The sequence below is a fragment of the Pseudoxanthomonas sp. USHLN014 genome (assembly GCF_037153335.1).
Classification (GTDB): domain Bacteria; phylum Pseudomonadota; class Gammaproteobacteria; order Xanthomonadales; family Xanthomonadaceae; genus Pseudoxanthomonas_A; species Pseudoxanthomonas_A winnipegensis.
Map to the genome: position 1 here is coordinate 423740 of NZ_JBBCKO010000003.1, position 20256 is coordinate 443995.

Genomic DNA, 20256 nt, shown 5'->3' on the forward strand with positions numbered 1-20256 from the left:
TCAAGGCTAGGATGCGTCCAATACATCATTTTCCAATTTCCATGAATTCAACTCATGGCCTGAATCTGCATCTGCTGCGCGTCTTCGCCGCGGTGGTGGAACACGACGGCTTCTCGCGCGCGGCCGAGGCGCTGTTCGTCAGCCAGTCCGCCGTGTCCAAGGCGCTGCGCGAGCTGGAGCATCAGCTGGACCTGCCGTTGATCGACCGCTCCGGCGGCCGCGGCGTGCGCCTGACCGAGAGCGGCCAGGCCCTGTATCGCCACGCGCGCGGCATCTTCGCGCTGGAGCGCGCGGCGCTGGAGGAAGTACGCGAGCGCGTGGGCCTGCGGCGCGGCGGCCTGCGCATCGGCGCCAGCACCACGGTGGCGGCGTACTGGCTGGCCGAGGCGTTCGCGCGCCATGCCGCGCGCCATCCGCAGCTGGACAGCGCGCTGGTGGTCGGCAACACCGGCGAGGTCGCCGAGGCGCTGATCGATTGCCGCATCGACGCGGGTTTCGTCGAAGGCCCGCCGCACGACGAACGCATCCTGGCCACGCGCTGGCGCGATGAGCCGCTGCAGGCGGTGGTCGCCACCGCCTCGACGCTGGGCGCGCAGCGCCGGGCCAGCGCCCGGCAGCTGGCCGCGCAGCGCTGGCTGGTGCGCGAGGCCGGCTCGGGCACGCGCGAGGTCGCCCAGTCGCTGCTGGCCGCGCGCGGCATCGTGCCGGCGCGCACGCTGGAGATCGGCGGCAACGAGGCCATCGCTCGCGCGGTGGCCGCCGGCGACGGCGTGGCGATCCTGCCGGCCGCGGTGGTCGCCGATCTCATCGCGGTCGGGCGCCTGCGCGCGCTAGCGCTGCCGCCCGGCCCGGCGCTGCAGCGTCCGCTCTATCGCCTGGAGCTGACCAACCGTCCGCGCTCGCCGGCGCTGGTGGCGTTCCTGGCGGCCATGGAGCGGCGGGAAACTTGAGCGGCGCGGCCGTCTCGGCCAAGCTTGGAAGGCATGGACGCCATGGGCGAAGAAGGACCTCCGCGATGCCGATCAACACAGGGCGATTCCTCCTGCTCGCCGCAGGGCTCGCCGGGCTGCTGTCCGCCTGCGGCGGCGGCGCCCCCGAGCAATTCCTGACGCTGAAGCTGGAAGGCAAGCCGTTGCGCTTCGACAAGCATCTGGGCGCCAACGATCCGCCGTCCGAGCCGACGGTGCATTTCGTGTCGGTCGGCGGACACCTGGAAGACGATCCGTCCTCGCCCGGCTTCATGTTCCAGCTCGTGGCGCCGGAGGTGAAGCCAGGGACCTATCGCAGCGGCGTCGATCAGCTCTATGCGTCTTACTACGTCCAGACGCCCAACGGGACCACGACCTACACCGGCGATGCCATGGACGGCGCCAGCTTCGTGATGACCGTGACGGCCATGGATGCCGATGGGGTGCAAGGCACCTTCTCCGGTCGGCTGCGGCTGACCGGCGGCGGCGAGCAGGGACCGTTTCTCCAGGTCGAGGACGGCCGCTTCTCGGCCCGCTACAACGGGCATTGAGCCCGCCGCCCGCGCCCGTCGGGTCGGGGCGAGTGTGTGATGGCGCTTAGTCGCGCGCGCCGGGCTCAGCCGGCCGTCGAACGCGCGGCGCCGATCGCCGCGATGCGCACCTTGCGCACGGCCTCGCCGATCTGCAGGCCTTTGAGGCCCTCGGTGGCCACATCGCGCGCGCTCACCGCGCAGGCCGCCGCATGCAGGCGCTTGAGCGTTTCACCCTGCGGATAGGCGTCCTCGGCGCTGCCGGCGCGTCCGCGCTTGTCGCATTCGCAGACCAGGGCCAGCTGGGCGATGCGCGCGGGCTTGCGGAAGCCGTCGCAGCGCGCCAGCAGGTCGTGCACGGTGGCATCGCGCAGCTCGTCGATGCGGTGCACGTTGAGATGCTCGCGGCAGGCCATCACTGCCAGCTCGCGATGTTCGGTCGGCACTTTCAGCCGCGCCGACAGCGCCAGCAGCGGCTTGATGCCGGCCTGCTCGTGACCGATGTGACGTGGCAGCACGTCCGCCGGCGTCAGCGCCTTGCCCAGGTCATGGGTCAGCGCGGCGTAGCCGATCACCTCATCGCCCGGCGCCAGTCGCGCCGCCATGTCGCTGACCAGTTCCTGGTGCACGCCGGTATCGACCTCGGGATGGAACTCGGCGCGCTGCGGCACGCCGTACAGCGCGTCCACCTCCGGCAGCACATGCGCCAGCGCGCCGGCCTCGTGCAGCGTGCGCAGGAAGGCGCTGGGGCGCGGCGAGGCCAGCGCCTTGCGCAGCTCCTGCCAGACGCGCTCGGGCACCAGCGCGTCCAGTTCGCCGCTGTCGGCGACCTGCCGCATCAGCGCCAGGGTCTCGGGCGCGACGCGGAAGCCCAGCGGCGCCAGGCGCGCCATGAAGCGCGCCGCGCGCAGGACGCGCAGAGGATCCTCGACGAAGGCCGGGCCGACGTGGCGCAGCACGCGCGCTTCGATATCGTCCACGCCGTGATACGGATCGACCAGGGCGCCGTCGGCATCGCGCGCGATCGCGTTGAGGGTGAAGTCGCGCCGGCCCAGGTCTTCCTCCAGCGTCACGCCCGGGTCGGCGTCGACCACGAAGCCGCGATAGCCGCGTCCGGACTTGCGCTCGGTCCGCGCCAGCGCGTACTCCTCCTGCGTGTCCGGATGCAGGAATACCGGGAAATCGCGCCCCACCGCGCGGAAGCCCTGCGCCTCCATCTGCGCCTGCGTGGCGCCGACCACGACCCAGTCGCGGTCGCCCGGTGGCAGACCGAGCAGGGCATCGCGGACCGCGCCGCCGACGAGATAGGTCTTCATGAACCCAGGAGTGCGTGCAGAGGAGTGAGAAGTGAGTGGAGCGGGCAGGGCTTCAGGCGAGCCAGGATGCCAGCATGCCTTGTCTTCGCTCACTTCTCACTCCTCTTCACTCACTCCTGTTTGCGCCCCGCACGCGAAGCGCTTGCGCTTGCCGTCCAGCCGGCCCTGCATGCGTTCGTCCAGCGACAGCGCGTCGCCGCCCAGGCGCCAGTCGTAGATCACGCTGAAGGCCAGCACACGGGCCACGTACTCGCGGGTTTCCTTGTAGCTGATCGTCTCGATCCAGATGTCAGGGTCGAAGCCGGGCCGCTGCGATTGCCAGCGCGCGGTCGGCGTCGGGCCCGCGTTGTAGGCGGCGATGGTGACGTAGGGCGTGCCGTACTTGCCCAGCAGCTCGCGCAGGTAAGCCGCGCCGATGGCGATGTTGGTGTCGGCGTCGTACAGGCTCTGCGCGCCGCCGTAGTCGATGCCGTTGCGCCGCGCCACCTCGGCGGCGGTGCCCGGCACCACCTGCATCAGCCCCAGGGCGTTGGCCGGCGAGCGTGCATTGGGATTGAACACGCTCTCAGCGCGGATCTCGGCCGCCACCCAGGCCGGATCGATCGCATTGCGCTGGGACTGGGTGCGGATGGTGGCGTCGTGGTGCAGCGGGAAGCGCAGGCGGTAGAGCTGCATTTCCTCCGGCTTCTTGCCCAGGGCGAACACCGCACGGTCGAACCAGCCGTTGCGCTGCGCCACTTCCACCGCGATGCGCCGCTGATCGTCGTTGAAGCGGCTCAGCGCGTCGTTCCATTCGGCGGTGGCCCAGGCGGCGCGGTCCAGCTTCCACAGCTCCATCGCGCGCACCAGCGCGGGGTCGCGCGCCACGGCCGCCTGCGCCTGCGCACTGTCGCGCGGCTCGCGCGGGCACAGCGCATAGGGCTGGTCGAGCACGTCGGCGGCCAGGAAGCCGTGGAAGGTGCTGGTGCGCGCGGCCTGTGCGTAAAGCGCCTTGGCCGCGCCGGGCTGGCCGGTCTTGTCGAGCATGCGCGCCTCGAACCACTGCCAGCGCGCATCGCCGCGCTGCCCGGCCGGCATGGCGCGGATGGCCTGCAGCGCCGCGGGCCAGTCGCCGCGGGCCATGGCCTCGCGCGCCTGCCATTCGTGCAGGCGTTCGTCGTAGGCGGCGGCGGGCACGGCGGCCAGGCGGCGCGCCGAGTCGGGCAGGTAGGACGCCACCGTCCACAGCGCGATCTGGTAGAGCACCTGGCCGCGCTGGGTCTCGCTCAGTCCCAGGGCCTGCACGTACTGCGGCAGCAGGCCTTCGGCCGCGTCGGGGTCCTTGCGCGCGAGCAGTTCCAGGCCGTCGGTGGCCATGGCGCGGGCGCGGTCGGAAGGCTCCCAGGCCAGGCCCTGGGTGCCCGGCGCATCGAGGAAGCTCGCATAGGCCAGCACCTGGCTGCGCGCGCCGGCGCTCATGCCGTTGGCGGCCGCGCGCATCACGCCCGTCTGGCCCGCGGCCGCCGCCGCGTCGATGCGCTCCCAGCGCAGCGCATCGCTGAGCTGGCCCTGCGTGGCCAGCGCGGAGAACACCGGGTCGCAGCCGTCGGGCAGGGACTTGCTGGCCCCGCGCCACAGCGCCTGGGCCTCGCTCACCCAGGCCGCATCGGTGCGGCCCTGTACCCACAGCGCCTGCAGCCGCGCGCAGCGCAGGCCGGGGTTGTCGGTGGGCTGCCAGTTGGCCAGCAGCGTGGGCCAGTCCTTGCGTCGCGCCAGCGACGGCAGCCACGCGCTGCGCAGGGCGTTGGCCACGGGCTGGCCGCTGTAGCGGCGCAGGAAGTCCTGCGCGCGCGCGGGGTCGAGCGTGTCGATGTCGCGCTTGAGCTGGGCGAACTCGACCCAGCCGCGCACCGGGCTGTCGGCCAGGGCCGGGTTGGTCAGCGCATCGCTGGGCTGGCCGCGGTCGGCGGCCTCCAGCGCGGCGCGGACCAGCGGGCGCTGCGCATCCAGGTCCTGCGCGGCGGCGGGCGCGCAGAGGCACAGCGAGGTAACGGCCAACAGCAGGAGCGATCGCATCATGCGCGCGATGATAAGCAGGCGAGCATGAATCGGATTTCCGCGGGGGGTGTGGGTTTGGAAGGAGCGCCAACGGCGCCTCCCCACCTGTAGAGCGGAGCTTGCTCCGCTGCGGCCTTCCCCACGCACCGAACGAAGCGCAGCCGAGCTTGCTCCGATGGGGCTTTCCAGATGATCTGGCCGAAGAGCAGCGGAGCAAGCTCCGCTCTACAGGCGGGCCGCCCGGGGGATATTCAGAAGTCCTACTGCCGCAGCGCCTGCGCGGGGACGTCGATGTCCAGCGCCAGCGCCAGGTGATCCGAGAACGCCGCCGGCACGGCCCGCGCATTGGCATGGGCCAACTGGTCGGTGACCAGGATGTGGTCGATCGCGCGCGCCGGCTTCCAGCTGGGGAAGGTCGGCACGCAGAAGCTCGGCGGACGCAGATGCGTGCGCTCGTACAGCAGGTCCATTTCCGGCACCGTCGGCACGCAGTTGAAGTCGCCCATCAGCACCGCATGCGGATGCGGGGCCAGCAGCTCGGCGATATAGCCCAGCTGCTGGCGGCGCGAGCCGTTGCCCAGCGACAGATGCGCCACCGCCACCACCAGGCCTTCCTCGCCGCTGCCGAAATGCGCCAGCAGCACGCCGCGCCCGGCAATGCGCCCGGGCAGCGGGTGCATGGCCACCTTGACCGGCTCGAGCCGGCTCAGCAGCCCGTTGGCGCTGCCGGCCACGCGCGCCACGTTGCGGTTGGGCTGGTGGCTCCAGTACTGGAAGCCGGCGCGCTGGGCCAAGTAGTGGGTCTGGTTGGTGAAGCCGGAGCGCAGGCTGCCCGGGTCGGCCTCCTGCAGGCCGACGATGTCGTGGCCGCCGGCCAGGTCGGCGATGGCGTCCAGGCTGCTGCGCTTGGCCCCCACCGGCAGCGCGTGCGACCAGCTGCGGGTGAAGTAGTCGCTGTAGCGGCGGGTGCTGGAGCCGGCCTGGATGTTGGCGCTCAACATCCGCAGCCGGCGTGCATCGGGGGACACGTCGGTCATCGGCTTACTTGGCGGCCTGGCGCTCTTTGGCGATCAGGTGGTCGGCGATGCGCAGCATGTCGGCCATCGAACGGCCTTTGACCAGGTACTTGCCGCCCACGATCAGCGACGGCGTGCCGCCGATCTGGGCGCGCATCAGGAACTGGTTGGCCTTGCTCAGCTTGCCGGCCACCGCGAAGCTGCCCATGGCCTGCTTGAACTGCTCAGCGGTGACGCCGTACTGGGTGTACCACTGGGCCACCTTGTCCGCGTCGAAGGGCTCGCCTTCGCCCGGCAGCGCGTGGTCGACGTGGATCGCCTTGAACATCGCGTCGTGGCTCTTCTTCTCGATGCCCAGCGCCTGCGCGGCGTAGTAGACCTTGGCGTACTCGCGGAAGTCCGGACGGAACTGCGCCGGCACGTAGACCACCTTCACGTCGGCCGGCTGCTTGGCCTTCCACTGGTTGAAGCCCGGCTCGAACTGCGCGCACGCCGGGCAGATGTAGTTGAACGCCTCGACCACCTCGATCTTGCCGTCGGCCGGCTCGAAGGGCTGGCCGTCGGCGATCACCGAGTAGTCGGTACCTTCCACCGGCGCCGGGCCCTGCGGCGGCACGATCGGATTGTGGTTGGGCGCATCGGGCACGGCGGCCTCGGCCGGCGCGCTGGCGGCGGGGGCGCTGGTGTCGGTCGCAGCCGGGGCGGCTGGCGCGGAGGCGGCCGGGGCGGAAGCGGCGGGCGTGCTCGCGGCGGTCCCCGCGGAGGCGTCCTCCTTGGAACAGGCGGCCAGCACGGGCAACAGGGCCACCAGGGCCAGGGCGAAACGGGTCTTCATGGTCGGTGCGACTCCATAGCAGCAGGCGAAGAAGCGGGCGGGCGCGCGGGGCATGGTGCCGCCGCGCACGTAAAGAAGGGATGTGCGCGTTACTTGGCGGCGGCCAGTTCGCGCTTGATCAGGAAGTCGGCGACCTTCAGCACGTCGTCCGGGTCGACCGTGGTGATGCGGTACTTGCCGTTGATCACCAGGGTCGGCGTGCCGCGGATGCCGCTGGCCATGCCGAAGGCGCGCGCCTTCTCCAGTTGCGCGGCGACCTGCGGCGATTCCATGGCCGCGGCGAACTTGTCCGGGTCGGGCCCGAAGCGCGCGTAGAACCCGGCGATCTCCTGGTCGCTGGCGTTCTGGATCGGCAGCTCATGGCTGTCGTGCAGGGCCTTGAACACCGCCGCGTGGCTCTGCTTGAGCACGCCCAGCTGCTGGGCGGCGTAGAACGCCTTGGCGTAGGGGATCCAGTAGCCGCCGAACGCCGCCGGCACCGAGGTCACCCGCACGCTGGCCGGTTGCCGCTTCTGCCAGGCCTCGAACTGCGGCTCGAAATGCGCGCAGTGGATGCAGACATAACCGAACACCTCGACCACCTCGACCTTCTGCTGGCCTGTGAGCGGGGCGAAGGGCTGGCCGCCGGCGATGACGTCGTAGTCCTCGCCCTCCACCGGGGCATTGGAGGACGCGCAGGCCGTCAGCGGCAGCAGGGCGAGCAGGGCGAGGACGAACAGGCGCAGCTTCATGCGGCAGAGCTCCTTCCGGTGGCGGGGTGGGGGAGGGGTGGGGGAGGGGATTGTCCGGCAAAACGCACGACGCCGGCCATACATGGCCGGCGTCGTGGTGTGACGGGGGCGACAGCAGGGGCCGCCGGCGCGGTGCGCCGCTTGGACCTCAGGACTGCCCGGTTGGTTCCGCAGGCGCGGCGGGCGCCGGCGCCGAGGCGCTGGCCGAGGGCGCCGCGGCCGCATCGGCGGCGCTCTCGTGCAGGCCCTGGATGTAGCTGCCCAGCGACTGGATCTCCTGATCGGTCAGCGGCTTGGCGACCTGGGCCATGATCTGGAAGTGGGCCGGATCCTTGTAGGCGGTCGTGCCGGCCTGGTACTCCTGCAGGCGCCGCACCACGTAGTCCTGCGGCTGGCCGCCGACATGCGGATACGGCGGGCCCGGGTTGCCGGCGCCGCTGGGCCCGTGGCAGGCCATGCAGGCCGGGATGCCGCGCGCGGCGTCGCCGCCACGGAACAGCTGCTCGCCGACCTGGTAGAACTTCAGCCCCTTGTACGGGCCCTCGGTGATCGGGGTGTCGTCGGCCACGCCCGCGCCGGCCTTCTGCGTGGCGAAGTAGGCGCCGACGTCGCGCATGTCCTGCGGGCTCAGGCTCTGGGCGAAGGGGATCATCACCGCGGCCATGCCGCTGGTGCGCTGGCCGGTGGCGAACAGCGCCAGTTGCTGGGCGATGTAGCGCTCGCTCTGGCCGGCCAGGCGCGGATAGATCGGCGCGGCCGGGTTGCCGTCGGCACCGTGGCAGGCCGCGCAGGTGCCGGCCTTGCTCTGGCCGGCTTTGGCATCGCCCCAGTGGGTCTTGGTCAGGTCGATCTCCAGCGGCTGGGCCTGCACCGGGGTGTTGTCCGGCAGCGGCGTCACGCTGGTCTGCGCGTAGGCGGCGGCCGCGACGGCGACGATGGCAAGGCTGGACAGTCCCAAGACACGAGCGTGGCGCATAGCTGGAGCTCCGTGATTCCCAATGGTTCGCGCACCGCAAGGCTCGGGGCCGCGCGAAGCCGGCCGATTATCGTCATGGCCCGCTCGGACGGTCAATGCGAGTGCGCGTCCCGCGCGCGCAGTGCGCCAATTGCGCGCAGATGCCGGGCAGATGTGCGGAAAAGATGGCGCGCTGCAACATGGCCGCCGTGCCGCGCGACGGCCGTGCGATCCTATGCCCATGGCCGTCTCCAACTATCTCAACGCCGCGCGCTACCTGCTGTCCGCGCACAACGCCCGCCAGCTGCCTGCCGACGATGGATTGGAGGTGGCCTTTGCCGGGCGTTCCAATGCCGGCAAGTCCAGCGCCCTCAACGCCCTGGCCGGCCACAACGCGCTGGCGCGCGTCTCCAAGACGCCGGGCCGGACCCAGCAGCTGGTGTTCTTCGAGGTCCGGCCGCAGCGCTGCCTGGTCGACCTGCCCGGCTACGGTTACGCCAAGGTGCCGATGGACCTGCAGGCGCACTGGCAGGCCTTCATCGACCAGTATTTCGCCACCCGCCAGTCCCTGCGCGGGCTGGTGGTGGTGATGGACATCCGCCATCCGCTCAAGGACTACGACCGGCAGATGCTGGGCTATGCCGTCCAGCGCAGCCTGCCGGCGCATGTGCTGCTGACCAAGGGCGACAAGCTCGGCCGCGGCCAGCAATCGCAGACCTTGGCCGCGGTGCGCAAGGAGCTGTCCTCGGCGTTCGGCGACAGCGTCGGGGTGCAGGTGTTCTCGTCGGAGTCCAAGCAGGGCGTGGACCAGGCCCGCGCCGTGGTGCAGACCTGGCTGGACCTGATGCCGGCGGCCGCGCCGGCCCTCGTGGCCGAGTAAGCGTCGCGACAAACCTCTTACTGTCGTTCCAGCGTGCGCGGGAACCCGTGGACGTCGCTCGACCTGCACGGAAGTCCCTGGATCCCCGCGTTCGCGGGGATGACGAGATTTGAACTCATCGCGCGGGCGAGGACTGAACTTCGGCGAGCGGATGGATTCAAGGCTCGCGCCGCACCATCAGCAAAACCTCCCTATCGTCGTTCCCGCGCACGCGGGAACCCATGGACGTTCAAGCGCCAAACCAAGGCACTGGATTCCCGCTTTGGTGGGAGCGACGGCTGATGGTCAGCCGCCCAACCCTGACGGCGACACATCGAACGCGCGCCCCACCAGATCCGCCGCCGCCATCGCCAGCGCGCCCCAGAAGGTGACCCGCAGCGCCCCGCGCAGCGTCGACGCGCCGCCGGCGCGCGCGGCCAGCGCGCCGGATGCCAGCAGCGCCAGCAGCGTGGCCACGATCACCGCCAGCCGCGCCTGCGCCGGGAACAGCAGCGCCGCCAGCAGCGGCAGCACCGCGCCGGTGGAGAACGCCGCCGCCGAGGCCAGCGCCGCCTGCACCGGCCGCGCGCGCAGGGTCTCGGTGATGCCCAGCTCGTCGCGGGCGTGGGCGGCCAGGGCGTCGTGCACGGTCAGCTGTTCGGCCACCTGACGCGCCAGCGCGGGATCCAGGCCGCGCTGCTCGTAAATGCCGGCCAGTTCGATCAGCTCGTTGTGCGGGTCTTCGGCCAGTTCGCGCTTCTCGAGCCTGAGGTCGGCGCGCTCGGTGTCGGCCTGCGAGCTGACCGACACGTATTCCCCGGCCGCCATCGACATCGCCCCGGCCACCAGCCCGGCCACGCCGGTGGCGACCAGCACGCCCTGGCCCGCGCCGCTGGCCGCCACGCCGACCATCAGCCCGGCGACGGAGACGATGCCGTCGTTGGCGCCGAGCACGGCGGCGCGCAGCCAGCCGGTGCGGTTGCTGCGGTGGACTTCGGCGTGGAACTTGCGCATGGGCGATGACCGGCGATCGGGAGGCCACAGCCTAGCCAACCATGACCGCCCGGCGCGAACTGGGAGGCCTGGCGCGAATGCGATGCGCTCGCGCCAGGTCGACCCGATCGCGTGTAACGCTCTGCGTACGGATCGGTCGATCCGCTCAGAACTGACGCGCCTCGGTGGCGAAGTAGCCGCCGACCGACTCGTAGCTGATGGAGGCGCTGGCATTGAACAGGGTCGCCAGCGTTTGGGCTTCGGTCGCGCTCAGGAAGACCTGCGTGCTCGCGCGCGAGCCGACCAGGGTGTAGTACATCCAGTAGGTCTTGTCGGCCGGTTTGAAGCCGAAGCTGTAGTGGTCCACTTTCTGCCACGCCATGACGCAGGTTCCTTGGTTGAGGGGATGGGGTCTTGCCTGGGCGCCGATCCGGGCGCGCTTTGCTCCGGATCGGCGCCACAGCGCATCGCACTTTTGATATGCGCGATGCGCGCTAGAAGCGCCAGGTGTAGCGCAGGCTGGCCTGATGCGCCGCCTGGCCGCCGCCGCTGGTCGCCGCATACGCCAGCGACAGCTCGCTGTCGCGCCCCAGCGCGTAGTCCACGGCGAAGCGTCCGATCACCGCGTCGCGGCCCGTGCGCGGGCCCAGGACCTGGAAACGCGCGCCGCCGTCGAACTGCGCCTCCATGGACGAGGCCGCATCGCCGCCGAAGCGGTGACGCAGGCCCAGTCGCGCATCGACGCGCAGGCGCTGATCGGCCGAGGGCACGTTCAGGACCAGCCAGGCCCCGGCGGTGTCGGTCTTGCTGGTGCCGCTGGCCACGTGCAAGGCGGCGCTGCCGCCGTGTTCGTCGAAGGCATCGGTGCGGGCCTGTGCATGCGCCAGTTCCAGCTGCGCCCCCAGCACCGGCGTCAACGCCACCTTGGCGCTGGCGAAGCCCTGCCACAGCTGTGCGTCGTAGCCGGCGCGCAGGCGCTGGCTCTCCAAACCCTCGATGTAGACCGCGCGCCGGCTGTCCAGCCGGTAGTCGGAGTAGGTCACGCCCGCGCGCAGCTCGAAGCGACCGGTCTGCACGCCGCCGTGCACGCCCAGATGCAGCCCGCGCGCATCCATCGAGGAGGCGCGTGCGTCGTTGCGCAGGCTGCCGTCGCTGTAGCCGGCCAGCGCGCCGAGGACGCCATGCTCGCCCAGCGCCAGGTCGGCGCCGAACGCCAGGCCCTGGTGGTCTTCCTTGACCTGCGCCGCGTTGCCGTCGCCGTTCAGATGGCCCCAGGCGCCCAGCGCCTGCGCCCAGACGCCGCTGCCGTCGGTGCGGCGCTCGTCCAGCGCCTGGCGCAGTTCGGCCGACTGCAGCAGCAGGCTGGCGCGCGTATCGGCGTGGATTTCGCCGGACAGCGCGTCGAAGGCGGCGCGCGCCCTGGCCTGGTCGGGCAGGCTGGCCACCGCCTCGTACAAGGCCCCGCTGCCGACGCTTTCCACGCCACCGCCTGCGGCGCACTGGTTGCCGGTGGCCGCAACCTCGCAGAACGCCACCGCGTTGCGCGCCACCTGCAGCAGGACATCGTTGGCGCCGTAGCGCAGCGACAGGTCGACGAAGGGCAGATCCTGGGTGAGTGCGTCGAAGCGTCCGCTCACGCCGCCGGCGGCGCTGAGGATGTCGAAGGACGTGCCCGGCAGGTAAGTGCCCGCAGCCTTGCTCACGGCCACCGTACCGCCCTGCAGCGTCGCGGTGCCGGACACCGCGATGCGGTCGCTGGCGCCGCTGGGGTCGATCTCCACCGCATAGGTCGAGCCGGCCTGCTGCACGTAGTCGCCGTTGACGCTCAGCGTGCCGATGGAATTGCCCGGCGCGATGGTCGCACCGGCCTGCACGGTGGTGGCGCCGACGCTGCCGTTGCCCTGCAGGCGCGCGCCCGAGCCGACCGCCAGCGTGCCGCCCAGGCGACCATCGACTGCCAGCGTGCCGCTGCGCACCTGGGTGGCGCCGCTGAAGGCGGACGAGTCGCCCGTCAGCCGCAGCAGCCCGCTGCCGGCCTGCGCCAGCGTGCCCGCGCCGCTGATCGCACCGGCGAAACTCACCGCGTCGCTGCGATTGAAGGCCAGCGTGCCGGCGTTGGCGACGTTGCCGGCGATCACGCCGGCCGTGCCGCCATTGCCCACCTGCAGCGTCGCGCCGGACTGCACGGCCAATGCGCCGCCCAGCGCGCCATCGACTTCCAGCGTGCCGGCACGCACCTGAGTGGCGCCGCTGAAGGCGGACGAGTCGCCCGTCAGCCGCAGCGTGCCGCCGCCGGCTTGCGCCAGGGTCCCGGTGCCGCTGATCGCACCGGCGAAGTCCACCGCGTCGCCGCGATCGAACACCAGCGTCCCGGCGTTACGCACGTCGCCGACGATCGCACCGGCGGTGCCGCCGTCGCCGATCTGCAGGGTGCCGTTGCGCACCACGGTGCCGTGTTGCCAGCTGCCGTTGCCGGTCAGCACCAGTGTGCCCAGGTCGTCCTTCACCAGCGTGGAATCGCCGCGGATGTCGCTGGCGATGGTGGCGCTAGAGGCCGCGCCCCCCGCGCTGCCGTCGCCCACCCTCACGACCACTTCCCCGTCGGAGAATTGCTCCAGGTACAAGCGCGCGCCCTGCAGCATCCAGCCGCTGCCGACCAACTGCAGGCCGGCGGCGTACACGGTTTCACCCAGCGTCACCGTGCCCGGCGTGCCCTGGAACACCGCGAACAGCTCGTTCCACGTGCGTGGGTCGGTGCCCGCCGGGTTGGTCCAGTTGGTGACGCCGCTGACCCAGGTTCCGCTGCCGCCATGCACCTGGCCATCTGGGATGGTGGTGGTGCCGTTCCAGAAGCTCACGGTCTGGTCGTCGCCGCCGCTGACCACCAGGTTCACCTGCTTGTCGACGGAGGTCTGCAGCGCACCGCTGGTGCCATTGGGTAGCGCCCCCACGTCCAGGCCGTTGTCCGTCAGGGTGCCGCCGTAGTCGAACAGCCGGTACACGCCCTGGCCGAACAGGCCGGCATCGGTGACCTGCAGGGCGCCATCCAGCGTCAGGTTGCCGCCCACGGCGAACAGCGCCTGGCTGTCCGGCGCGTACAGCGACGCCCGCACCACCGCGGTATCCCCCAGCAGCAGATCGCCATCGATGCGCAGCGTCGGCTCGCCCTGCACGCCCGACAGCGTGCCGCCGGCATTCACCGCCACGCTGCCGGACAGGCGGCCGTCGCCGCTCAGGATGCCGGTGCCGGATACCAGGGCATTGCCGCCGAGCAGCGCATGCACGTTGAGCTCGCCGCCGGTGACGACGGCGGTCCCACCGAAGTCCGGGCTGTCCTGGCTCAGCGAGGTGTAGCCGGCCAGCACGTCCACCCTGTCCACCTGGGAGAGGGACAGGTCGTAGCTCTTGATGTCGGTGTGATTGAACACCACGCGCCCGCCGTGGACCGTGGTGCGGGTGTCGAGTCGGCCGCTGGTCTCGGGACCGTCCTCGATGGTGCCGCCCAGATAAAGGATGCCGTCGTCGCTCTGGTTGAGCACGTCATCTGATGCGTGCAGCGCGCCGCCGGTGACCTGCAGGATGCCCTCGTTGCTGAAGCCGCCGGGCAGGCGCAGGTAGCTGTTGTCGAACATCTTGATCAGGCCCAGATTGCGCAGGGTGCCGGGGAAGGAAAAGACGCCCTGCCCCTGCAGCAAGAGCCCGCCCCGATTGACGACCTGGCCGGAGCCGCGGACCAGGTCGGGGACGTTCAGCGACAGATTGACCCAGTTCTCCAGCGTCGCGCCCGCGGCCACAGTGAACGTCCCCCCGAAGGTGGTGCCGCCCCCGCTGCCCAACTGCAGCGTGCCGGCTTCCACCCGCGTGTCCCCCGTCCAACTGCGGCTGCCGGTGAGCACCAGCCGGCCCAGGTCGGTCTTGACCAGGGTGGCGTTGCCGGTCAGCGGCACCCCGATGTGCGCCGTCCAGGCCGCGCCGGCCGCGGTGCCGTCGCCCACCCGGACCACCACATCCCCGCCCTGACCATCCAGCGTCAGCGGCGCGTCGCCGGACACCCACCACTCCCCGTCCATGAACTGCATGCCGGTGGTTTTCACCTCACCGTCGGCGCCGCTCAGGGTGACGATGCCCGGATTGGCCTGGAAGACCGCCGAACGCCCGTTCCACGCCCGCGATACGGTCCCGTTCGCGTTGGTCCAGTTGGTCCGCGTGCCGGCGCTCCAGGTGCCGTAGCCGCCGACCACCGTGCCAGTGGGCGAGAGCGTGTTGCCGTTCCAGAAGCTCAGCGAGGTATCGTCGCCGGCCGCGGTCACCACCAGATTCACCTGATGCGCGATGCTGTTCTGGACCTGGCTGGCCAGGTTGCTGGGCAGGCCGTACACGTCCAGGCCGTTGTCGGTCAGCGCGCCGCCGTAGTCGATCAGGCGGTACACGCCGGCGCCCATGTCCTGCGTCGCGTTCAGCGCCAGGCCGCCGTCGAGGATCAGGTCGCCGCCCACGGTGAGCCGCGCCTGCGAGGCGGGCAGGTCGTTCGGTGCGCCGAGGATGGCGTTGAGGCGGCTGTTCGCGCCCAACCGCAGCGCACCGCCGATATGGAACTGGCTGTCGCTGCCCCAGCCGAGCTGCAAGGCGCCGTCCTGCGCATCCACATCGCCCGCGACCGTGCCGGAACCGCCCAGATGACCGCCATTGGTCAGCGTGACCGCGCCTCCCAGCACGCCGTCTTGCACCCAGAGGAAGCTGCCGCCGCCGTCCACCCGCGCGCTGCCGCCGAAGGTGGAATTGTCGCCACGCAGGGTCAGATCGCCGTTATTGACCTCCAGCGCCTGCATCTGTGCCAGCCGCAGGTCGGGGGCGAGGGAGGCGTTGACCACCAGGGTGCCGCCCTGCAGCGTGGTGGCCGCCAGCGTGCCGGCGCTGTTGCCCTGAAGATCGTCGATCTCATCGCCGATCACCACGCGCCCGGTCGCCGACTGCCGGAACACCGCCGTGCCGTCGCCCGCCTGGAGGGTGCCGCCGTTGCGCAGCTGCACCGTGCCGTCGTTGATGAAGGTGTCCGGGAGCTGCAGGCCGCCGGTATCGATCTCGACGCGGCCGCGATTGGTCAGCGCGGCATCGAAGGCCGTGGTGCCGGAGATGGTCTTGCGGATCGTGCCGTCGTTGGTCACCGGCCCGCCGCCGAGCAGATCGCCGTTGGACACACCGATCAGCCCGCCCGTCGCGACATGGATGGACCCCTGGCCGGGGAGTTCGGTGACGCCGACCAGGTTTAGCGTCGCGCCGTTGCCGACCTCCAGGTTCGCCACGATGTTGGCGCCGTTGGTATAGAGCGTGCTGCCCTCCAGCGTCCAGCCGCCCGCCAGCGTGGCGGAACTTCCCAGCGTGGCACTGCCGTCGATGAGCATCGCGTTGTTGCCCGAGAATACGCCGCCGTCGAAACTCAGGTTGGCATTGGTGGCCGTGGTGGTGCCGCTGAAGCTCGCACCGTTGGCGAAGGAGACGATGCCCCGCCAGACGCCGGTATCGATCACGCCGCCGTCCCTGAATTCCGGCCCGCCCTGACTGTCGCCGTCGAACTGTAGGGTGCCGGCCAGCACCCGCACCGTGCCGCTGTTGACGAAGTGGACCCCGCCGATATGCGCCGTGCCGGTGCCGGCGCTCTTCAGCAACTCACCCTGGTTGTCGAACTGACCGCCGCTGTTGCTGTTGTCGCCGGTGATCGACACGTCGCCCTGCAGGTCGTAGGTGCCCTGGTTGGTCAGCACGCTGCCGGTGCTGCCGAACAGCAGGTTGCCGGCGGCGTGCGCGACGGTGGCGCCGGTGCCGATCAGCAGGTCCTGTCGTCCGTCGCAGTTGGGTCCGTTGGGCGCGCAGCCCAGTAGCTTGTCGGCGCCGCTGGTCAGCGTGAGCAGATCGCCCGCGGCCAGGGTGGGGGGCGCCACGCTGCTGGAGGTGGTGGGGTCGCTGAAGGTGGTGTACCAGCCCGAGGCCCAGGTGTAGTCCGTGGCCGCAGCCGGGCCCGCCAGTCCGGCCAGGCTCAGCGCCACCAGGGACGCCAGCCGCGCGCGCCGCACGCTGGCGCCCCCCGCCGTCGCGCCGGTCCCGTGGCGGCAGGCCAGCTCGGAGGCCACCTGTGGCACGCCCAGGGCGCGGTTGAAGACAAGCCGGTAGACACGGTTCATGCGTTAGCCCCAGATGCAAGGAAGGAGTTCGAACCCTGCTATGCGCAGGACGGGGCCAGGGCAGGACATCGGCGGCGGCGCGCGCCGCTGTAGCGCCGCTGCGCGGCGGCTTATGAGAGGATGCGGCCGGGACGATCCGCGCCGCCAAGGCCGGACATGGGGGAACAAACCGAGGACAGGCATGGGGACCGAGACGGTGCCGGTGACCGAACTGCTGCAACGCGCGCGGCAAGGCGATGCGGCCGCGGCCGATGCGGCGTTCGCCAGCGTGTATTCCGAACTCAAGCGCGTCGCGCATGCGCAGCTGCGGCGCGAGCGCGGCGGCGTGGATACGACCATGCTGGTGCACGAGGCCTATCTGAAACTGGCCGGCGGCGCTGTGGTCTCGGCCAACGATCGAAGCCACCTGCTGGCGATCTCCGCCCGCGCCATGCGCCAGGTGCTGGTGGACCAGGCGCGATCGGCCCATGCCGACAAGCGCGGCGGCGGACAGGCGCCGGTGACGCTGACCGCGCGCCTGGGCTCGGGCGAGCGCGCGATCGTGGAAGTGCTGGCGCTGGACGAGCTGTTGGGCGCGCTGCATGACGCCGATGCGCGCGCCGCGCAGATCGTCGAACTGCGCTACTTCGGCGGCTACGAGGAGACCGAGATCGCGCAAATGCTGGACATCAGCGTGCGCACGGTGCGCCGCGACTGGCGCGCGGCCCGCGCCTTCCTGCTGGCGGAGCTGGAGAAGTGAACGAGGCCGAACGTCGCCGGCGTGCGTTGGCGGCGTTCCGCGAGGTCGTCGACCTGCCCGTCGACCAGCGCGCGGCCTGGCTGGAGCAGCACTGCGCGCACGATGCGCAGCTCATCGCGCAGGTGCTGGCCCTGCTTGCCGCCGACGACCGCGAAGGCGAGCCCTTCGACGGCGATGCCCGCATCTGGGGCCAGGCGCTGCACGTGAGCGAGGAGCACGAAGCGCACGACGCGATGCTGGGCCGGCAGCTCGGCGCCTGGCGCGTGCTGGACGTGCTGGGGCGCGGCGGCATGGGCGCGGTGTACCGGGTCGAACGCGACGATGGCGCCTACACGCAGCAGGCCGCGCTCAAGCTGATCCGCGCCAGCACCGATTCGCAGGCCGCGCGCGAGCGCTTTCTGCGCGAACGCCAGATCCTGGCCGCGCTGCGCCATCCCCACATCGCCACGCTGCTCGATGGCGGCATCTCCCCGCAGGGCGAGCCGTACTTCGTGATGGAGCTGATCGACGGCCAGCCCATCGACCGCTGGTGCGACGCGCACAACCTGGGGCTGCGCGAACGCGTGACGCTGTTCCTGCAGGTGCTCGACGCGGTGCGCTACGCGCATCGCAATCTGGTCGTGCATCGCGACCTCAAGCCCTCCAACCTGATGGTCGATGCGGAGGGGCGCGTCAAGCTGCTGGATTTCGGCATCGCCAAGCAGCTGGAAGGCGGCGCCGTAACGGCCACCCACGACCGGGCCCTGACCTTCGAGTATGCCTCGCCCGAGCAGCTGCACGATGCGCCCATCACCACCGCCACCGATGTGTGGCAACTGGGCGTGGTGCTGCACCGGCTGCTGTCCGGGTCGCATCCCTTTGGGCTGACCCGGGACACGCCGCTGGCCAGCCAGCTCCAGCACCTCGAGCGCGATCCCGAGCCGCTCACCCGCGCCGCCGCCAAGCTGCCGCCCGAGCAGGCGCAGCAGCGCGGCGGGCATACGCCGGCCTCGCTGTCGCGCGCGCTGCGCGGCAGCCTGTCGGCGATCGTCCAGACCTGCCTGCGGCGCGATCCGGAGGCGCGCTACGCCACGGCCGACGCCTTGGCCAACGACCTGCAGGCCTGGCTGGACAGCCGACCGATCGCCGCCGTGCCGCTCAGACGCATGCAGCGCCTGAGGCTGTGGGGGCGCCGCAACCGCACGCTGGCCGCCGCCGGCGTGGCCGTCGCGCTCGCCCTGGTCGCTGGCACCGGTGTCGCGCTCTGGCAGGCGCACGAGGCCCGCGCCCAGGCGCGCATCGCCACGCGCGAAAGCGCCAGCGCGCGTGCCTCGCTCGCCTTTCTGACGGATACCCTCGCCGCAGCCGCGCCGGAAGAAGCCATGCGCCGTGATGTCAGCGTGCGCGACCTGCTCGATCAGGCGCGCAAGAAGCTCGACGAGAAATCGCTGGACCCGCAGGTGCGGCAGTTTGTACAGCTGATGTTGGCCACGCTCTACCACTCGCTTGGGGACGTACGCACGGCGCTGCCGTTGTTCGAGGCGGGGTTCAAGGGCGTGCAGCCGCAGAGCCGGGAGGATGTCGCGGCACTGTTCGTCCCCATGTCCGCTTATATCGGCGCACTGGGGCAGTCGGGCCGTGGCGCGGAGGGTCTCGCCGAGGCCAAGCGCGCCGAAGTTTGGCGCCTGACTTATGCCCCCCAGGACGAGCCGCTGCAGCTCGCCGCCTTGGTATTCCAGGGGAATGGGCATTTCTACGCCCATGATGAAGACCAGGCCGAGGCGTTCTGGAAACAGGCCATCGAACTGGCGGCGCGGCTTCCGGATCCAGCGGTGAACGATACGATCGAGGCTTACCAGTTGCTGTCGGGCGTGCTGGCGGCGAAGGGCGAATACGAACCGGCCGTGCGATACGCGCAGGCCGGGCTCGATTTTGCCGACCGGCGTCAGGTCTCCCCGAACTCACCGGTGCGTGTCAGCCTGCTGCTCTCCAAGGCCAATGCACTGCAGCAGGCGGGCGAGCTGGCCGAGGCCGAGGCCGTGATCCGGCAGGGGATGGCGCTGCAGCGTGCCACGATCGGCGAGGGCGGCACGCGCATGTCCGATCTCTACAACAGCCTCGGAATCGTGCTGAACGACCAGGGCCGCTACCGCGAGGCGGTGGAAGCGCTTGAACATTCGGATGGGCTGGAGGAATCGGCGAGCGGATCGCAGGTGGAGCTTGCGATCGGCCTGGGCAATCTTGGCTCCGTCTACGAGAACGCAGGGGACTATGCGCGCGCGATCGAGTTGTTCGATCGCGCCGTTTCGTTGGCGGATCGCAGCGGCCTGTCGCCGGACGATGCGACGCGACGGCGTCTGGCCAGGAGTCGCGCGCGCTCCCTGGCTTTCGCGGGTCGCTATGCCGAAGCCGATCTGCAGCTGCGCGACCTGCAGGCACGGGCCCTCCGGCTGGAGGGCGACGCCTCGATCGAGTACGCCATGTTGATCTGGCAACGCACTGGACTCGCACGCCGGATGGGCGACTGGGCTGCGGGAACCGCCTTGCTTGCGCAGGCACGGACGCGATTGTCGGCACTGCTGCCGCCGACGCATCCCTTGTTCGCCCATATGTTGCGTGCGCAGGCGGCGTTCGCGCGCCAGCGGGGCGCGCTGGCCGACGCCGAGCGCGCGCAGCGACAGGCGCTGGTACGCCTGCAGGGCGACGCGGCGCTGGCGATCGACACGGCCATCGCGCAGGCCGAGCTGGCCGACATCCTGCAGCAGCGCGGCGATGCGCAGCAGGCCGCGCAGCTGCTTGCGCAGGCCTTGCCGGTCCTGCGCAAGCAACTGCTGCCACAGGAAGTCTCCCTGGCCGCTGCCGAATCGCTCGCAGCCCGCCTTGCGCTCAATCAGCACGGCTGAGCGGACGCTGATGGCGGCGCGGTTTCGCACGCCAACACGCTGACGCCGGGCGGGATCACCCGGCAGGTGTCGTTGCGCGATGGACGAACGGCAGTCGATCCCAAGGCCCTTCGCGCGCGTGCCAGGCGTGAATGCCAGCAACGGAAAGCTCAAGAGACGCCAGCGTCGACGATGCGGCGGGGATCGCCCGGTATCATGCGGCCGTTGTGCTGGTCC

Annotated in this window: 15 protein-coding genes; 5 read left to right on the top strand and 10 right to left on the bottom strand. The window is 71.0% G+C overall.

What is annotated here, in order from left to right:
- Positions 1-41 precede the first annotated feature (41 nt).
- Positions 42-950, top strand: coding sequence for a LysR substrate-binding domain-containing protein (locus WFQ05_RS08805; RefSeq protein ID WP_337053489.1), 909 nt, complete (start codon positions 42-44; stop codon positions 948-950).
- Positions 951-1015: 65 nt separating this feature from the next.
- The gene (locus WFQ05_RS08810; RefSeq protein ID WP_337053490.1) at positions 1016-1519 is read left to right on the top strand and encodes a hypothetical protein; all 504 of its coding nucleotides are present in this window, start codon (positions 1016-1018) and stop codon (positions 1517-1519) included.
- 65 nt (positions 1520-1584) lie between these two features.
- Here WFQ05_RS08810 and WFQ05_RS08815 read toward each other — a convergent pair whose 3' ends face one another.
- From WFQ05_RS08815 to WFQ05_RS08840, 6 genes are all read right to left on the bottom strand, one after another.
- The gene (locus WFQ05_RS08815; RefSeq protein ID WP_131659166.1) at positions 1585-2814 is read right to left on the bottom strand and encodes a multifunctional CCA addition/repair protein; all 1230 of its coding nucleotides are present in this window, start codon (positions 2812-2814) and stop codon (positions 1585-1587) included.
- 96 nt (positions 2815-2910) lie between these two features.
- Positions 2911-4872 (bottom strand): transglycosylase SLT domain-containing protein, encoded by a 1962-nt coding sequence (locus WFQ05_RS08820; protein WP_337053491.1) that lies wholly within the window; start codon positions 4870-4872, stop codon positions 2911-2913.
- Between the two features lie 239 nt (positions 4873-5111).
- Complete coding sequence (locus WFQ05_RS08825; RefSeq protein ID WP_130521705.1) at positions 5112-5888, bottom strand: endonuclease/exonuclease/phosphatase family protein; 777 nt, start codon at positions 5886-5888, stop codon at positions 5112-5114.
- A gap of 4 nt (positions 5889-5892) precedes the next feature.
- Positions 5893-6702 (bottom strand): thiol:disulfide interchange protein DsbA/DsbL, encoded by an 810-nt coding sequence (locus tag WFQ05_RS08830; RefSeq protein ID WP_337053492.1) that lies wholly within the window; start codon positions 6700-6702, stop codon positions 5893-5895.
- Positions 6703-6791: 89 nt separating this feature from the next.
- Positions 6792-7433 carry a thiol:disulfide interchange protein DsbA/DsbL gene (locus WFQ05_RS08835; RefSeq protein ID WP_337053493.1) on the bottom strand — a complete coding sequence of 214 codons (642 nt, stop codon included), beginning with the start codon at positions 7431-7433 and terminating at the stop codon, positions 6792-6794.
- A gap of 148 nt (positions 7434-7581) precedes the next feature.
- Complete coding sequence (locus WFQ05_RS08840) at positions 7582-8409, bottom strand: c-type cytochrome (RefSeq protein WP_130521708.1); 828 nt, start codon at positions 8407-8409, stop codon at positions 7582-7584.
- Positions 8410-8629: 220 nt separating this feature from the next.
- Here WFQ05_RS08840 and yihA point away from each other — a divergent pair, with 220 nt between their 5' ends.
- Positions 8630-9268 (top strand): ribosome biogenesis GTP-binding protein YihA/YsxC, encoded by a 639-nt coding sequence (yihA, locus tag WFQ05_RS08845; protein ID WP_337053494.1) that lies wholly within the window; start codon positions 8630-8632, stop codon positions 9266-9268.
- 285 nt (positions 9269-9553) lie between these two features.
- Here the strand turns inward: yihA and WFQ05_RS08850 are convergent, their stop codons facing one another.
- The 3 genes from WFQ05_RS08850 to WFQ05_RS08860 all read right to left on the bottom strand — a co-directional run bounded on the left by WFQ05_RS08850 (position 9554) and on the right by WFQ05_RS08860 (position 16419).
- Positions 9554-10261: a VIT family protein gene (locus WFQ05_RS08850; RefSeq protein ID WP_337053495.1), complete on the bottom strand. Its 708-nt coding sequence runs from the start codon at positions 10259-10261 to the stop codon at positions 9554-9556.
- Positions 10262-10406: 145 nt separating this feature from the next.
- Positions 10407-10622: a hypothetical protein gene (locus tag WFQ05_RS08855; RefSeq protein WP_130535440.1), complete on the bottom strand. Its 216-nt coding sequence runs from the start codon at positions 10620-10622 to the stop codon at positions 10407-10409.
- 112 nt (positions 10623-10734) lie between these two features.
- Positions 10735-16419, bottom strand: a complete 5685-nt coding sequence (locus tag WFQ05_RS08860; protein ID WP_337053496.1) for an autotransporter domain-containing protein — start codon at positions 16417-16419, stop codon at positions 10735-10737.
- A gap of 181 nt (positions 16420-16600) precedes the next feature.
- On the opposite strand from WFQ05_RS08860, the gene WFQ05_RS08865 reads away from it, so the two are divergent.
- Positions 16601-17158, top strand: coding sequence for an ECF-type sigma factor (locus WFQ05_RS08865; protein ID WP_165403056.1), 558 nt, complete (start codon positions 16601-16603; stop codon positions 17156-17158).
- Here WFQ05_RS08865 and WFQ05_RS08870 read toward each other — a convergent pair.
- Positions 17053-17385: a hypothetical protein gene (locus WFQ05_RS08870; protein WP_337053497.1), complete on the bottom strand. Its 333-nt coding sequence runs from the start codon at positions 17383-17385 to the stop codon at positions 17053-17055. The genes WFQ05_RS08865 and WFQ05_RS08870 overlap by 106 nt on opposite strands.
- On the opposite strand from WFQ05_RS08870, the gene WFQ05_RS08875 reads away from it, so the two are divergent.
- On the top strand, positions 17362-20040 hold the full coding sequence (locus WFQ05_RS08875) for a serine/threonine-protein kinase (RefSeq protein WP_337053498.1): 2679 nt from the start codon (positions 17362-17364) through the stop codon (positions 20038-20040). The genes WFQ05_RS08870 and WFQ05_RS08875 overlap by 24 nt on opposite strands.
- The last annotated feature ends 216 nt before the right edge of the window (positions 20041-20256 follow it).

Coding starts and splice junctions, on each gene's coding strand:
- WFQ05_RS08850 (WP_337053495.1), bottom strand. CDS start 10,261: ATGCGCAAGTTCCACGCCGAAGTCCACCGCAGCAACCGCACCGGCTGG.
- WFQ05_RS08835 (WP_337053493.1), bottom strand. CDS start 7,433: ATGAAGCTGCGCCTGTTCGTCCTCGCCCTGCTCGCCCTGCTGCCGCTG.
- yihA (WP_337053494.1), top strand. CDS start 8,630: ATGGCCGTCTCCAACTATCTCAACGCCGCGCGCTACCTGCTGTCCGCG.
- WFQ05_RS08805 (WP_337053489.1), top strand. CDS start 42: ATGAATTCAACTCATGGCCTGAATCTGCATCTGCTGCGCGTCTTCGCC.
- WFQ05_RS08810 (WP_337053490.1), top strand. CDS start 1,016: ATGCCGATCAACACAGGGCGATTCCTCCTGCTCGCCGCAGGGCTCGCC.
- WFQ05_RS08820 (WP_337053491.1), bottom strand. CDS start 4,872: ATGATGCGATCGCTCCTGCTGTTGGCCGTTACCTCGCTGTGCCTCTGC.
- WFQ05_RS08840 (WP_130521708.1), bottom strand. CDS start 8,409: ATGCGCCACGCTCGTGTCTTGGGACTGTCCAGCCTTGCCATCGTCGCC.
- WFQ05_RS08865 (WP_165403056.1), top strand. CDS start 16,601: ATGGGGACCGAGACGGTGCCGGTGACCGAACTGCTGCAACGCGCGCGG.
- WFQ05_RS08860 (WP_337053496.1), bottom strand. CDS start 16,419: ATGAACCGTGTCTACCGGCTTGTCTTCAACCGCGCCCTGGGCGTGCCA.
- WFQ05_RS08825 (WP_130521705.1), bottom strand. CDS start 5,888: ATGACCGACGTGTCCCCCGATGCACGCCGGCTGCGGATGTTGAGCGCC.
- WFQ05_RS08830 (WP_337053492.1), bottom strand. CDS start 6,702: ATGAAGACCCGTTTCGCCCTGGCCCTGGTGGCCCTGTTGCCCGTGCTG.
- WFQ05_RS08815 (WP_131659166.1), bottom strand. CDS start 2,814: ATGAAGACCTATCTCGTCGGCGGCGCGGTCCGCGATGCCCTGCTCGGT.
- WFQ05_RS08855 (WP_130535440.1), bottom strand. CDS start 10,622: ATGGCGTGGCAGAAAGTGGACCACTACAGCTTCGGCTTCAAACCGGCC.